This window comes from Hyphomicrobium sp., from assembly GCF_020852195.1.
GTDB lineage: Bacteria > Pseudomonadota > Alphaproteobacteria > Rhizobiales > Hyphomicrobiaceae > Hyphomicrobium_C.
The window spans coordinates 1-14,724 of record NZ_JADZBI010000091.1 but is presented as its reverse complement, the minus strand read 5'-3'; the positions used below and the strand labels follow the sequence as shown (position 1 = coordinate 14,724).

11 protein-coding genes are annotated in these 14,724 nt (G+C 66.6%); 2 read left to right on the top strand and 9 right to left on the bottom strand.

All coding sequences use genetic code 11. The features are described 5' to 3' along the window. The 4 genes from IT540_RS07185 to IT540_RS07170 all read right to left on the bottom strand — a co-directional run. On the bottom strand, positions 1 to 2,891 hold a 2,891-nt coding region (locus tag IT540_RS07185), incomplete at its 3' end, for an efflux RND transporter permease subunit (protein WP_291175099.1). Next, positions 2,891 to 4,066, bottom strand: coding sequence for an efflux RND transporter periplasmic adaptor subunit (locus IT540_RS07180; RefSeq protein WP_291175094.1), 1,176 nt, complete (start codon positions 4,064 to 4,066; stop codon positions 2,891 to 2,893). The genes IT540_RS07185 and IT540_RS07180, both read right to left, overlap by 1 nt. A 258-nt stretch (positions 4,067 to 4,324) precedes the next feature. Beyond that, entirely contained in the window at positions 4,325 to 5,293 is a 969-nt protein-coding gene (locus IT540_RS07175) for a polysaccharide deacetylase family protein (RefSeq protein WP_291175090.1), read from the bottom strand. A gap of 242 nt (positions 5,294 to 5,535) precedes the next feature. Beyond that, a complete protein-coding gene (locus tag IT540_RS07170; protein WP_291175085.1) occupies positions 5,536 to 6,681 on the bottom strand; it encodes a polysaccharide deacetylase family protein in 1,146 nt (381 codons plus the stop codon). Between the two features lie 259 nt (positions 6,682 to 6,940). Between IT540_RS07170 and mgtE the strand changes: the two genes are divergently transcribed. Beyond that, positions 6,941 to 8,320 carry a magnesium transporter gene (gene mgtE / locus IT540_RS07165; protein WP_291175082.1) on the top strand — a complete coding sequence of 460 codons (1,380 nt, stop codon included), beginning with the start codon at positions 6,941 to 6,943 and terminating at the stop codon, positions 8,318 to 8,320. A 117-nt stretch (positions 8,321 to 8,437) separates the two neighbouring features. Beyond that, entirely contained in the window at positions 8,438 to 10,075 is a 1,638-nt protein-coding gene (locus tag IT540_RS07160) for a hypothetical protein (RefSeq protein WP_291175079.1), read from the top strand. 109 nt (positions 10,076 to 10,184) lie between these two features. On the opposite strand, the gene IT540_RS07155 is transcribed toward IT540_RS07160, so the two are convergent. From IT540_RS07155 to IT540_RS07135, 5 genes are all read right to left on the bottom strand, one after another. Continuing rightward, positions 10,185 to 10,880, bottom strand: coding sequence for an MgtC/SapB family protein (locus IT540_RS07155; RefSeq protein ID WP_291175075.1), 696 nt, complete (start codon positions 10,878 to 10,880; stop codon positions 10,185 to 10,187). A gap of 4 nt (positions 10,881 to 10,884) precedes the next feature. Further along, positions 10,885 to 11,730 carry an HAD-IIB family hydrolase gene (locus tag IT540_RS07150; protein WP_291175072.1) on the bottom strand — a complete coding sequence of 282 codons (846 nt, stop codon included), beginning with the start codon at positions 11,728 to 11,730 and terminating at the stop codon, positions 10,885 to 10,887. Positions 11,731 to 12,137: 407 nt separating this feature from the next. Next, positions 12,138 to 13,427, bottom strand: a complete 1,290-nt coding sequence (locus IT540_RS07145) for a hypothetical protein (protein WP_291175069.1) — start codon at positions 13,425 to 13,427, stop codon at positions 12,138 to 12,140. 85 nt (positions 13,428 to 13,512) lie between these two features. Next, a complete protein-coding gene (locus IT540_RS07140; protein WP_291175067.1) occupies positions 13,513 to 14,232 on the bottom strand; it encodes a hypothetical protein in 720 nt (239 codons plus the stop codon). Positions 14,233 to 14,419: 187 nt separating this feature from the next. Then, on the bottom strand, positions 14,420 to 14,724 hold a 305-nt coding region (locus IT540_RS07135; RefSeq protein WP_291175065.1), incomplete at its 5' end, for an isoprenylcysteine carboxylmethyltransferase family protein.

The window sequence follows — 14,724 nt, the reverse complement described above, 5'->3', positions numbered from 1 at the left end:
GCGAGCGGCACGGCGCCGAGCACCATGGCTCCCGTGGTCATCAGGATGGGGCGTAGGCGCAGGGTCGCGGCCTCTATCACCGCATCCATCCTGCGGCGGCCGGCAGTCTCGAGCTGGTTGGCGAACTCGACGATCAGGATGCCGTGCTTGGTGATCAGGCCGACGAGCGTCACGAGGCCGATCTGCGAGTAGACGTTGAGCGAGCCGCCCACGAGGTAGAGCATGCCGAGCGCGCCGCACATGGAGAGCGGCACCGTGATCAGGATGATCAGCGGGTCGCGGAAGCTCTCGAACTGGGCGGCGAGCACGAGGTAGATGAAGGCCAGGGCCAGCACGAAGACGAGGGCCAGGCTCTGGCTCGATGCGCGGTAGTCGCGGCCCTGGCCGTTGACGTCGGTCTGGATGTTCGGCGGCAGCACCTCGTCCACCGTGCGTTCGATATGCTCCAGAACCTCGCCGAGCGCGTAGCCCGGCGCGATGGTGCCGGAGATCGTTACGGCACGGAGCTGGTTGAACCGTTTCAGCTCCTTGGGAGCGACGCTCTCGACGACCTTCACGATGTTGGAGAGCTGGATCATTTCGCCGGTCGGCGAACGCAGGAAGATGGTGTCGAGCGCGGCCGGTGTCGAGCGGTCCGGGATGTCGAGCTGGACCATGACGTCGTACTGCTCGCCGTTCATTTCGAAGCGCGTTACCTGTCGGCCGCCGAGCAGCGTCTCCAGCGTGCGACCGACGACGTTCACGTCGAGGCGCAGGTCCGAGACCTTGGCGCGGTCGATGTCGATGCGGAACTCGGGGGTATTGAGCTTGAGGTCCGTCTCCAGGCTTTCGAGACCGCGATAGCCTTCGAGGGCCGTCATGAGCGTGGTGGAGAGCTTCTCCAGCTCCTCGTAGGTGCCGGACGACTGCACCACGAACTCGACCGGCTTCGATGAGCCGCGCTGCCCGAAGGCGTTCGGATTGGGGGCGAACGCGAACACGCCGGCGATGCGGCGCACCTTGGGGCTGATCTCGCGCGTGATCTCCTGCTGCGTCCGTGTGCGCTCGCTCCAGTCCTTTAAGGGGGCGAAGATCAGGAAGCCCGACACCTCGGGGTTGCCGTTGATGACGAGGCGCGACTCGATCTCCGGGATGTCGGCCAGGATGGCGTCGGCCTCGGCGCTGTAGCGGCTGGTGTAGGCGAGCGTCGCGCCTTCGGGGCCGGTGCCGCGCACGCGGATCACCCCCCGATCCTCGACCGGGGCCAGCTCGGATTTGAGGTTCTGGAAGAAAAAGGCGCTCGACGCGGCCACGGCGAGGCCGAAGAGAAGCACGGCCGGGCGATGGCGGAGCGCGAGCCGGAGGAGCCGCCCGTAGCCGGTCTCGAGACCTTTGAGCACGTTCTCAATGGCGACGAACACCCGCCCCGGCGTCGGATTGTGGCGCAAGAGGCGCGAGCACATCATCGGCGTCAGCGTGAGTGCGACGAAGCCCGACAAGATGACGGCGCTCGCCAGCGTCAGGGCGAACTCCAGGAACAGGCGTCCGGTCTTTCCAGGTGCGAATGCGATCGGCGCGTACACGGCCGCGAGGGTCAGCGTCATGGCGATGACGGCGAAGCCGATCTCTCGCGTGCCCTTGATCGCGGCCTCCACCGGCTTCATGCCGTGCTCGATGTGGCGATAGATGTTCTCCAGCACGACGATGGCGTCGTCGACGACGAGGCCGATGGCCAGCACCATGGCGAGCAGCGTCAGCGTATTCACGCTGAACCCGAAGACGAGCATCAGCGTGAACGTGGCAATGAGCGAGATCGGAATGGTGACGATGGGGATGATGGAGGCGCGTACCGAGCGCAGGAACAGGATGATGACGAGCACGACCAGCAGGATGGCTTCTGCGATGGCGTGATAGACGGCCTCGATGGAGCGCTCGATGAAGATCGCGTCGTCATTGGCGATATACGCCTGCATGCCGTTGGGCATGGTCTCGTTGATCCTGGGCAGCAGCGCGCGCACGGTCTTCGATACGTCGAGCGGGTTGGACACCGCCTGCTTGATGACGCCGACGGCGATTGCGGTGCCGCCCTCGAAGCGGCTTTCGCGGCGCTCGTCGAAGGCGCCGAGCTCCACGCGCGCCACCTCGCCGAGCTTCACCTGGTGGTTGCCCGAGACCTTGATGACGATGCTGCGGAACTCCTCGGGCGTCACGAGGCCGGTGTGGGAGAGCACGCTGAACTCCCGCTCCGCGCTCTCGATGCGACCGGAAGGCAGCTCGACGTTCTGGGCGCGCAGTGCGCTCTCGATGTCCTGCACGGTGAGCGCGAAGGCGGCGAGCCGCTCGCGGTCGATCCAGATGCGCATGGCATAGCGCCGCTCGCCGTAGATGGAGACGTCGGCGACGCCGTTCAGGTTCTTCAACTGGTCGATGACGAAGCGGTCGATGTAGTCGGTGATCTCGAGCGGGGAGAGGATCGGGCTGTTGAAGACCAGGAGCATGATCGGCTGCGCGTCGGCCTCGACCTTGGCAATGATCGGCTCGTCGATCTCGTCGGGGAGGCGCCCGCGGACGCGCGAGACGCGGTCGCGCACGTCGCTTGCGGCCACGTCCTGGTCGACGTCGGGGCGGAAGCGCACGCTGATGCGGCTCTCCTCGGAGCGGCTCCGGGAGTCGATCACGTCGATGCCGGGGATGCCGGCGATCGAGCCTTCAAGGATCTGAGTGACTTGCGACTCGATGATCTTGGCGGAGGCGCCGGGGTAGCGGGTCTGGACCGAGACGACGGGCTCGTCGACGTTCGGATACTCGCGCACGGTCAGACTATTGTAGGAGACGAACCCGAGCAGGACGATGACAAGGCTCAGGACGGTGGCGAAGACCGGGCGGCGGATGCAGAGCTCGGAGAGGCCCATCAGGTTCCCCGCGCACCGGGGGTGGCGCCGCCGACCACGACCTCGACGGGGCTGCCGTCCTTGAGCTTCTGCTGGCCGGCCGTGACCACCATGGCCTCCTCGCCGAGCCCGTCCAGGACCTCAACCAATCCCTTGTAGCGGCTGCCGAGCGTGACCTTGGCCTCGATCGCCTGGCCGTTCCTGATCAGGTAAACGATCTTGTCCTCGCCACGCGGCACGATGGCGGCTTCGGGGATGACCAGCACATTGCGCTTCACCTGTCCTTTGACGCGGATGCGCGCGAACAGGCCGGGGCGCAGGATCAGCTCAGGGTTCTCGAGGCGAGCGCGGATGTTGAGCGCGCGGCCGTTGACGTCGATGTGCGGGTCGATGGCGTAGATGGTGCCGGTGAAGGTGCGGCCGGGCAGGGCATCGACGGTGATCTCGACGGTCTGGCCGTTTTTCACCTGGGACAGGAACAGCTCGGGCAGCTTGAAGTCGATCTTAAGGGTATCGATCTTCTCGAGGTTGACGATTGCCTGGCCCGCCTCGACGTAGGCGCCAGGCGAGACCTTGCGAATGCCGGCGGTGCCGCTGAAGGGTGCGCGGATGGTGTGCTTCGACAGGCGCACCTTGGCAAGCTCCAGCGCGGCGCGCGTCGTCTCCGCGGTGGTCGAGGCCTCGTCGCGGGCGCGCTCGGTCACGTTGCCGGAACGGGCGAGCGAGTTGGCGCGTCCCAGGTTGCCCTGCGCGAGATTGAAGCGCGCCTGCGCGTCCGCCACCTCGGCCTTGGCCAGCGCATCGTCGAGCTGCACCATGACGCCGCCGGCGACGACGGGTGCGCCTTCGAAGAGCGGGATGGCCGTGATGCGGCCGGCGATCTCGGAGGTGATCTGCACGCTTTCGTCGGACTGCAGCGTGCCGATGGCGCGCAGGTCCTGCGTCGAGGTGGTGGATACGGCGGTTGCTGCCTCGACCGCGACGCCCGGCTCGGCCTTCTCGCTCGCCGGACTTTGCTTTTTCGCGGCGGTGGCCTTTGGCGCCGCTCCGCGGCTGTCCGTCGACGTCAAGATCTTGGAGAGGCCGGCACGGTCCGCCTGCTGCCGCGCCACGTCCCAGATCTTCCCGTCCGTCAGGTAGAACGCGGCGCCGCCCGAAAGAGCGAGCAGGGCGCATGCGATCCACACCTTCAGCATATCGGCACCTAGTCCTGGAACAGGGTCGCGTTAACAGGGCAGTCAGGCGACGGCGGAGATTTGATCAGGGTCCGGGGACGCTGTCCGGCGCGCCGGGCCTTTCGAGCTTGCCCGATCGCGTTCCCAAGATGGGGAGAACGCGGGAGCAGGCCAAAATCCGTCGAAATTTCTGAACCGAACCTGAACGGGCTGTGCTCACGACGAGCTTACGCCGGAAATATGGCAGGAGCTACAGCGCATGTGCCGCAAAGCGGTGCTCTAAGGGGCGGAGGACGCCTGCTTGTCTGGCGCGTCGGGCGGGTCCGCCAGCCGTGTCCGGGCGGGCGGGGCCAGCTCGCTGGTCGCGGGCTCGTGTCCCTCGGGCGTCCGCGGCGGCGGGATCGGACCATAGAAGGGCGTGACGTCGCGCGAGGAGGCTTTGGCCAGGACCGGCTGCAGCTCGGCATCGAGGGTTCCGAGCGGGACAGCCGGAGTCTTCGCGGTGAGATGGACAATCTTGAACCCCTTGGCCTTGAGCCCGGCGAGGATCGCGGGCAGGGCCTTGGCGGTCGGCCGCTTCAGGTCGTGGAACAGCAGGATGCCGCCGCCGCGCGCGGCGGCCTGCTTCAGTGTGCGCTCCGCGATGCGCTGGGGGCTACCGATGAAGCTGTCGTTGGAGATCACGTCGACGGTGAAGCTGGCGATGGAGCGCGACTGCAGATAGGTCAGCAGCTCGTCGCTGTCGTTCAATCCCGGAAAGCGGAAAAAAGGCGCGATGTCGGCCGATGCGGCGAGCGCCACCGCGGCGAACCCGCGCTCGATCTCGTCCTTGGCCTTGTCGATGGACAGCAGCCGCAGATTGTTCGGATGGGACCATGTGTGCGTGCCGACCGTGTGGCCGCGGGCCAGCACATCCTTGGTCATGGCCGGATAGTTGACCGCCATCTCGCCCACCGAGAAGAACGTGGCCTTGGTGCAGAACGTGTCGAGCGTGTCGAGGATCGGCTTCGTCACCCACGGCACGGGGCCGTCGTCGAAGGTCAAGACGACCTCGCCCTCGGCCAGGAAGCTCTCCTCCTTGTCGCGCTTGGTCATGGAGCCGAAGATTGCCCCGCCCGAGGTGTCGATCTCGATGAAGCGGGAGACGCCGAGGGCTTTGTCCGGGTCCGGGCAAGCCAAGGCTCCGGATGCGTACGCAACCAGAAGCGCAAGTGCCGCCCCGGCCGAGGCTTTGTTGGTCCAGCGCAAGAGGCCAGCTCCCCGTTTCCGATCCCTAGAGCGCGATCAGTTTGATTGAACCTGGATCGCGCTCCAGCCTTTTGATGAGACCGATGATTCACGCTTCGGACCGATAGGGTCCGAAGCGATCATGGTCTGGTCCTGATCGTCGCGCGGACTGTCGGCCAATTCGCCGGCTTCAACAAGCGCGCCTCGGCCGGGCGCCGCGATTTTCAGCGGCGGCGCGGCATTTGGGACTCGGTCAGTGGGGCTCAGTCGCTGCCGAAGGCTTTGAGCTGCCAGGGGTCGTTGGACGGGTTGGCCCAGTCGAACGGCTTGGCGGGACGGGGCGCCTGCGTGGCTGCCTTACCGGAGCTCTTGGCGGGCGGAGCGGATGCGCCGTCGTCGGGCTCGGCGCCGGAGACCGGCCATGTCGCGGCGCGGTCGGCCAGGGGGGTGTTGGCGGCCGCCACCGATTTCGCCTTCAAGGCCTTCTCGGCGATGGCGTCATCCTCGGGCAGGGTGATCGGCGTGTGCTTGGCGACCATGTGGACGACCTTGAAGCCGCGCGCCTTCAGCTCCTCGAGCAGGCTTGTCAACGCTCCTGCCGTCGAGGGCTGGATGTCGTGGAAGAGGAGGATGCCCTTCTTCTCGCGCCCGAGCCCGGCCAGAACGTTGCGCAGAACGACGCCGGGGCTCTTGGTGCGGAAATCTTTCGAATCCACGTGGATGCCGAAAATGCCGACGCCGCGGCTCTTGATGTAGTCGCGCGTGGCCTTGCTGTGGCCGAGGTAAGGGAAGCGGAAGAACGGTGCCGTGGGCGCGCCGGCGGCGGCGGCCACGGCGGAGACGCCGAGCTCGAACTCGCGCTTCATGGCCGCGGCGCTGAGCGTGCTCAAGTTCTTGTGCGACCAGGTGTGCGTGCCGATGGTGTGGCCGCGGCGCGCGACCTCCTGCAACGTCGCGGGATCGGAAATGGCCATGCGGCCGACCGCGAAGAAGGTCGCCTTCACGCACTGCTCATCGAGGGCGTCGAGGATCGGGCGCGTGTAACGGCGCATGGGGCCGTCGTCGAAGGTCAGCACGACTTCGCCGGGCTCTAGGAACTTCGGCTCGACCTTCATGTACTGGTCGCCGAACTCCGGTCCCGCCGTGGTGTCGATCTCGACGACGCGGGAGACCCCGAGGACGTCCGGGCGGTCGGCGCAGTCGAGCGTAAGGGTGGACTTGAGCTCGGCCGCGGCGCTTGCCGCAGGGTTGACCGTGAGCGCCTGCTCGCTTTCGCCAAGTGTCGCAGGGGAGGTGGTTTTCGCCGGATCGCCGGACGGCGTTTCCGCACGGATCTCGCAGGGCACGAGCGCCGCGCTCGTCGCGAGCGCGAAACCCAAGGCCAGCCATGTGCACCGACTGGCGCTCATCGTCCCTCTCCGTTTGCGCCCGGAATTCCAACCTGGCTGCACGGGCGCTCCCCACATTGAACCACGGTTCCTAAAAGAGTTTGTATCTAAATTGCAACCGCCCATGCGTGCCTTTCTTTTTTGGGCGAACGGAGTGTCGCGGCGGTGACGGCTGTGCTAGGCCGTGGCGCGTACGGTCTTGCCGTACCGCATGAGGCGGCTGCCACAGGGGCCGCGCGCGGGCCTTTCTGCGGCAGACTTACGACTTCTTGGAGCTTCCATGACAGGCTTGGACGAGCAGCAGGTCCACGCGGACGCCGATGCCATCAGCGTGGCCGATCTCGTGCGCGATGTGGCGCTCGCGTTGCACGACGGCGACAGTCAACGCGCCGCGCACCTCGTCATTAACCTTCACCCGCGCGATCTCGCCGACGTCATCGAGCTCTTGTCTCCGGAGCATCGCGTCGCGCTCATCCAGGCGCTGGGACCGGCCTTCAACTACGAAGTGCTGTCGGAGATCGACGATCATGTCCGCGACCAGCTCTCGGAGGCGCTGCCGAACGAGCTACTGGCCAAGGCCGTCACCGAGCTCGACACCGACGACGCCGCCTACCTGATCGAGAACCTCGAGCAGGCCGACCGCGAGGAGATCCTGGCGCAGCTTCCCAAGGGCGAGCGCGCCGTTCTCGAGCGTCAGCTCGAGTATCCCGAGGACTCGGCCGGCCGACTCATGCAGAGCGACTTCGTCGCCGTGGCGCCGTACTGGACCGTCGAGCAGGTCATCGAGCACGCGCGGGAAACCGACGATCTTCCTGACGTCTTTTCTGAGATCTTCGTCGTCGATCCGGCCTTCCGGGTCGTCGGCAGCGTCGATCTCTCGCGGCTTCTGCGTACGAAGAAGGACGTGCCGATCTCCGACATCATGGAGACCGATCTCGACGTCGTGCTCGCGACCGCCGACCAGGAGGAGGTGGCACGCCAGTTCGAGCGCTACGACCTGATGAGCGCGCCGGTCGTCGACGAGAACGGCAAGCTGGTCGGCGTGATCACGGTCGACGACGTGGTGGAGGTGATCCAGGACGAGGCCGACGAGGACATGAGGGCGCTCGGCGGCGTCGGCGACGAGAGCATCGGCGATACGGTCGTGCAGACGGCCCAGAGCCGCGTGCCATGGCTGATCGTTAATCTCGGCACGGCGGTGCTGGCGTCCTTCGTCATCAAGATGTTCGACGCCACCATCGAGCAGATGGTGGCGCTCGCCGTGCTGATGCCGGTGGTGGCCTCGATCGGCGGCAACGCAGGCACTCAGACCATGACGGTGACGGTGCGGGCGCTCGCAACCAACAAGCTCGGCGCGGCGAACGCCGCCCGCATCATCTCGCGCGAGACGCTGGTCGGGCTCATCAACGGGCTCGTGCTGTCAATCATCATGGCGGGCATCGTGTTCCTGTGGTTCGGCTCGAGCAAGCTCGGCGCCGTGATCGGCGCGGCGATGGTTGTCAACCTGCTGGCGGCGGCGCTGGGCGGGATCCTCATCCCGCTGGCGCTCGACCGCCTCAAGCTCGACCCGGCGCCGGCGTCCGGCGTGTTCGTGTCCATGATCACGGATTGTGTGGGTTTTTTCGCATTCCTCGGCCTTGCCTCGTTGATCCTGTTCTGAGTTTCCGGCGGCATGACGTTTTGATGACGGCTGGCGCAAGTTTGTGGCTTGCCGGCCGGCTGTCGGGCGTGGTTATCAGAGGCATGACACTCGCCTCGGACATAAACGCCGGTCGTCATGAACCAAGAGAAGCGCGTCAGGCATCTGCGCCAAATCCTGCTCTGGCCGGTCTACCTGCTCCCCCTCGACGAGGCGGCGCCGCTGCAGGACCATTGGGAGCAGTTCGAGAAACCGGGGCCGGGCAATCCCTGGCGGGAGATCGATGACGAGTTCGGCGATCCGCTGGAGTTCCAGACCCGCCATTACAACGAGTTCGTGACTTTCCTGCCCCCGGTGCAGCGCTTCCTGTACGGCCAGGGCCTCGGCCGCTCGGTGAGCAAGGTCTATGGCGAAAGCCCGATCCGGGTCATGCGCCGCTCGGACATCGCGCAGGCGCGCGTGACGCTCAACCGGGGCGACCAGCCGATCACGCTCAACATCGTGCATGTCGATCTCTATTTCTTCTTCGACATCGACGTCGCGATCCTCGCGCTCGAGGTGTCGGTGGACGACATCGCGTTCGAGACCGCCCAGAACCTGATGTTCCGTTTCGGCCGCGCCTACCCGGCCTATTGGGATGAGGAGGACGGCCGCGGCGGCCATTGCCCCTGGAAGGTCGAGTGGTTGGCCGCCGACGGTCGGGTGCTCGCCACCTCAGACTACGAGAACCGCGAGAAGTTCCTGTCCTTCGTCTGCCGCCATCGGGCGCCGACCACGGCCGCGCATTGGGAGTTCCTGATGTCGCCGCTCGTGTTGCACCACACGGACGTGAAGGGTCCCGTGCGCTACCGGCAACTTGAATACTACCGCATGCCGTACATGGCCTATCTCGCGCTCGACCGCGCGGAGACGGTCTCGCGGTCGGATTCCATCCGCCTCGCGCTCGGCAACGAGTCCGGCGAGGGGGACCTGCCCTACTCGGAGTCCTACCTCTCGGACTTCGAAACGCGTTACTGCTACGACCGCAACTTCATGTCGGGCGGGCAGAAGGCCGCGAGCGTGCGGTTCCATGCGTCGGGCGACACGCTGGTGGTGACCGGGGATGCATCGGATTCTTTCTACACCAGCCTCAACAGCGGCATCCTCTCGCGCTTCCGGCATCAGCATTTCCTGATGTTCCTGATCGCGCACTTCCAAAAGGCGGCGCTGCTCATGTTCTCCGACCGGCTGGTGGCCGCCGTGAGCCGGCTCGACATCACCAATCCAAAGGCCAACCGCATCTTCCGCCGCGACATCCGCAGCGCGCACGAGAACTTCCTGCGCTTCAATCATCGCTACTGGTTCGAGAACATCTCGCATCAGGCCCAGATGCGGGAGCTGTTCGCCATGACGCGGGGACACCTGCAGCTCGACAATCTCTATCGCGAGGTGCGCGAGGAATTGCAGGACATGGGCAGCTTCCTCGACGTGGAGGCGATGCGGAAGCAGAACGATACCGTGGTGCGCCTGACGGTGGTGACGACGTTCGGTCTGGTCGGTACGGTGACGACCGGGTTCATCGGCATGAACATCTTCGATTGGACCCAGCAGCCCACGTGGTGGCGCGTGGCGGCATTCTTAGCGGTGTTCGTGCCGACGACCCTGCTCACGCTCTACACCGTGGTCAAGTCGCGGCGGCTCTCTGATTTCCTCGATGCGCTCTCGGACGAGACGGTGTCGTGGGGCCGGCGCGGACGCGCGCTCCTGCGGGTATGGTTCGGCGCGCCTTCGCCGTGAGGGGGCTAGCTGGGGGTGGTACGGCAACGTGTCTGGATCCCGGCCGTCCATGCGGAGCATGGCTCCGCCATGACGCCGGGATGACATCTTTGGGACGGAGCCGGCTCTCCTAGTCGCCGCTGGGAGAGATGCGGAACTCGAGCAGGTCGAGACGGTTGCGCAACTCGTCGGCCAGCTTCTCGATGGCGCTCTTGTTGCCGGTGCGGATCATCATGCGGTACTCGAAGAAGCCCGCCTCGCGGTCCAGCCGGTAGCTCATGTTGGCGATGGAGAAGCCCTGCTTGGTGATGAGGTCGCGCACGTCCGTCTCGGTGAGCACCTTGTCCTTCGCGAAGCGCAGCACGAGCTGGCCGAAGGTGTGGCTCGGGATCCATCCCTCTATGCGGCGGAACACGGCCAGCGTGCCCAGGGTGGCGAGCGCGGCGAGCGTGGCCGGAAAGAAGAAGCCGACGCCGTAGAGGATGCCGATGGCGGACGTGATCCAGATCGATGCCGCCGTGGTGAGGCCGCGCACGGTCAGCCCGTCCTTGAAGATGACGCCCGCGCCGAGGAAGCCGATGCCGGTCATGATCCCCTGGGCGATGCGCGTCGGGTCGGTGCGCACGGTCTCCATGGGAACGGTCGATCCCAGCCAGTCCCACTGGTAGGCCGTAACCACCATCAGCAGGGCGGAGGCGAGGCAGACGAGGGCGTGTGTGCGGAAGCCCGCCGGTCGGCCGTGGAAGCTGCGCTCGAGCCCGATCAGGCTGCCCGCGGCCCAGGCCGCGCCGAGGTGAATGGTGATCTCAAGGAAGTGCTGTTTCATGTCCTCAAGCTCCGCGGTCAGGGACGGCGCCGATGCGACTTATCGTGCGGGAGGCGCGCGATGCCCGCGCCGCGAGGATCGCGTCGGTCACCTCGACGAAGCCGTCGCCACCGGGGCCGCGGGTGATCCAGGCCGGCGACTTCGGAATGTCGGCGAGGTGCTCGGTCACGGTGCTGACGCCCGCCGATTTGGGAATATGGGCGAACATCGGTGCATCGTTGGCGGAGTCGCCCACGAAGACGACGCGGTCGAGATCGGCGTCGATGTCGAGGCCAACGGCCTCGGGGAGGAACCTGCGGGCAGCGGCGATCTTGTCGTAGCCGCCGAGCCATCCGAGCCCCCAGATGGCGTTCAACGCGGCGTGCGCGCCGGCCGCCTCGAAGGCGCGTACGATCGCGCTGGCCGTTTTATGGTCGCTCGGCCGCGCGAACGCGGTGCTTGTCAGGCGAAACGGCTGGTCGTCGGCAAAGACCGCATCCGGGTAGGCTGCGCGGATGCGGGCGGCAATCTCCTGAAGCCGGTGCTGGGTGTCGGCAAGGGCTCCGGCATCGCCCCAGAACCGGCGCTCGATTGTGTTGCCCCGACGTGTGAAGCAGAAGCCGCCGTTCTCGCCGATGACGGCCGCGATGGGCCACATGCGGACCATCTGATCGCACCATCCTGCGGGCGCGGCGGTCACGGGAATGACGCGCACGCCGTCCGCCTGCAGCCGCTCGAGCGTGGCATACGTCCGAGCCGCGAGGCGGCCGTCGAACGTCAGCGTGTCGTCCATGTCGGTGAGGACGAAGTCAACGTGCGCGAGGTCCCCCGGCGGGGCGTCGGCAAGCGGTTTCATCAATGGACGGGTCATCGGCGGCGCTCTCTCCGGCCGGTAGAATCGTGCGGTCAAGGGATGGGGGAGCGCCGCGACCCCGTGGATGTACGACGGTAATGTGACTATGTGACAACGCGAACGATGAAGTGGTGATAAGCTTTCCAGCAGATCTGCGAAGGGCCAGCCGCAACGCGGGGAGCTGCTTCCCCGCCGATGTGTGCCTCCCGCCGCTTGCTCCTGGCTGGCTTGCGTGGATCCCGGCCTGGGCCGGGATGACGGTGGGAAGAGGCAAACGGTTTCCACAAAACTGACGTCATGTCGGCATCATGGCGGAGCCATGCTTCGCATGGACTGCCGGCACCCACGCAAGTCTCAACGCTCACGCGAGTCGGTTAAGGCACGCACGTCTCAGCGCGCCGAAGAAGTGAGGGTTTGCCGTGGCGTCAGCTCGTGGGCGCGTCGAGCTTGCGGGTCAGGTTCTCGAACTCGCGCCGTAGCTCCTCGTTCTTGAAGATCTGCTCGAAGGTCGGTGCCTCGAGCTTCTGAATGGCTTCGAACGACGACATGCTGTCGCGCATGAGGTTGCGCAGCTCGAGACTTGCTTCCACGGTGTCGAACGTGTTGTCGGCGATGCGCAGGTCGTGGACGGCGCGCGTGCGGGCGGCGGCGATCTGCTCGCGCTGCTGGGCGAGGTAGCGCCGGTAGCCCTTGGCCGCCTCCTCGGCGAGCTTCTGACTCTCGCGGTTGGCTTCGAGCGCACGCTGCTGGTCGGGGCGGTTCTCGGCGCGCATCAGCTCCAGCGTCTTGGCCTTGGCCGCCGTCAGATCCTTCAGAATGGCATCGAGCCGCGGCATGTACTGGGTGTCGATCTTGGCGATGGTTGCGTCCTGCGCGTGCACTAGGAGCGCGAAGAGGGCGGCATGCATCGCGAAATACTTGCGGGCCGCGCCGGGGTTCTCGGCGGTGGCCGTCATCAGCTTGGCGAGCTGCCCGTCGATGAGCTTGGCGGCGTGGAAGGTGGCGACGAGGCGCACGAGGTCGCCCGAGAGCACGCCGTCAAGCAAGAGGTCGAGCTGCTCGGGCGTAAGCTCGACGCCGGACTTCATCAGTGCCTCGGCGATCTCGCCCTTTGCGGTCCAGATCGCCGCCTCGTTCTCCTTGATGCGCGCGCGATGCTCTTCGATCTTGGTCGCGAGGCTGTCGACGGTGTCGGTCAGCACGCCGGGAAGCATGGCGTCCTTGGGGGCCGTGATCTGCTTCTCCTTGAGCGAGACGATGCCGCTCTCGAGATCGCGGATGTTGCGGCGGTGCTGCTCGATGCGCTTCTGCACCTCGACCACGGGCGCGTCGGTGACGATGCCGAGCGTCGCGTCGAGGAGCTTGCGGACGCGATCCTCGCGGTCCTCCCGGGTTTCGGTCCAGAGCGGCGTGACCAGGAACTCGTCCTTGGCGGGCAGCTTCTTGGCTTCCGCGCGCTGCTCGGCCACGTCTTTCAGGATGGAGTCGATGGCGCTCATCAACGCGCGGGCCTGCTCGTAGGAGGGATCGCCCTCGCGCGGATCAGCGGGCACGGCCTCTGCGCCGGGTGCAGCGGATCCCGGAGCGGCGCGCAAGAGATCGCCGATGCCATCCTTGGCGGGCGTCTCGGCATGGACGGGGACAGCCAGGAGCGTACCGGCCGCGACCAGTGCCAGGATCTTCAGACGTGCGGCGGGGCGAGCGGATGTGGTCAATCGAGCCTCCTCGAGCGGTCGTCATGAAGCGGCGCAATTCAGGCAAATCGATGTTGCCTGATCGGCGCTCCGTGCACCGGGAGAGCTAGGGAGCGCCTGCTGCCTGTACAACGGCCGCCAGGAGGGCCGACGTAATCTGGCGGGCGTCGGTGAGCACCGCCATATGGCTTGCGGGCGGCGCGCCGCGCAGCGATGGAAAGCGGGCCGGCTCGAGCGGCACGCCGGGCGGTGCGCCGGCGAGCGCGAGGCCGAGCTTCAGGTCCTTGGCACTCACGGCGAGCAGCCCGAAATCGGTGCCGCGTAGGGTGAAGACGAGGTAACCGTCGCGCGGCGTGACGGCGACATCCGGCAGCTTCTTGCGGATCTCCGCAATCACGTACACGGCGAGCGGGCGGTAAGCCTTGGCGCGCGCGAGAAGCGTGTCCATCGCGGCGGGATCGGCGGCCGGCGTGCTTGCGGGCGCGGCCGGCTGCGGCGCGGGTTGAGGTGCGGGCGGTGCCTGAGGGAGCGCCTCGGTCGCCGCGGGCGGGCGCGGTCTCGGCGGCACGGTGATGCGCGGGCGCGCTTCTGCGCGGCGGCGCTCCGATCCCGCGTAGATCGGCCGGCCGCCATTGTTGTGGATGCGCTCGAGCCAGGACGCCTTCGAGAACATGAAGCCCTGGCGCCGCAGCCAGTCGATGATGTCGTTCCTGTGCGTCAGGCCCTCGGCGGCGATGGCCGCCATCCACTCGTCGAGCGCGCGGCCGGTGTCGGCCTTCAGCGTCTCCAGGAACTGGCGCTCCCTCTCGCCGTAGTCGATGCTCATGGGAACACCTCCCGGTCCCCCTCCCCCGTGTGGGGAGGGGTTAGGGATGGGGGAAATCCCGACGGCCGATGCTGCGGAGTCCACCCCTCTCTGACCCTCCCCCACGTCATGTCGGAGACATGCCTTCGGCATGATGAGGGCGGGAAAGCGTGCGGAGGATCAGAAGGAAGGCGGCGGCGCATCGGGGTCAGATCCATCGCCGGGTGCGGGCCTTGTAGTCACGGTAGGCGTCGCCGAAGCGCGCTTCGAGGTGGCGCTCCTCAGGAAGGACCGCGAGCCAGGTCACGAGCGGGATGTACGGGACGGCCAGGATCGCGAACCAGATGTTGTGTGTGAGCTCCGCCACGCCTAGCAGCGCCAGCACGTGGCCGATGTAGATCGGGTTGCGGCGGAAGCGGAACGGCCCATCGGTGACGAGCACGTCCGCGGCCTTATCGGGCAGGATGGTGGTGCCGTGGCGGCGCAGCGTCCAGGCCGCCCAGGCGATCAGCG

Bases quoted from the DNA above. Each gene is read 5' to 3' on its own strand.
- IT540_RS07180 (WP_291175094.1), bottom strand. From the start codon at position 4,066: ATGCTGAAGGTGTGGATCGCATGCGCCCTGCTCGCTCTTTCGGGCGGC.
- IT540_RS07170 (WP_291175085.1), bottom strand. From the start codon at position 6,681: ATGAGCGCCAGTCGGTGCACATGGCTGGCCTTGGGTTTCGCGCTCGCG.
- mgtE (WP_291175082.1), top strand. From the start codon at position 6,941: ATGACAGGCTTGGACGAGCAGCAGGTCCACGCGGACGCCGATGCCATC.
- IT540_RS07160 (WP_291175079.1), top strand. From the start codon at position 8,438: ATGAACCAAGAGAAGCGCGTCAGGCATCTGCGCCAAATCCTGCTCTGG.
- IT540_RS07155 (WP_291175075.1), bottom strand. From the start codon at position 10,880: ATGAAACAGCACTTCCTTGAGATCACCATTCACCTCGGCGCGGCCTGG.
- IT540_RS07150 (WP_291175072.1), bottom strand. From the start codon at position 11,730: ATGACCCGTCCATTGATGAAACCGCTTGCCGACGCCCCGCCGGGGGAC.
- IT540_RS07140 (WP_291175067.1), bottom strand. From the start codon at position 14,232: ATGAGCATCGACTACGGCGAGAGGGAGCGCCAGTTCCTGGAGACGCTG.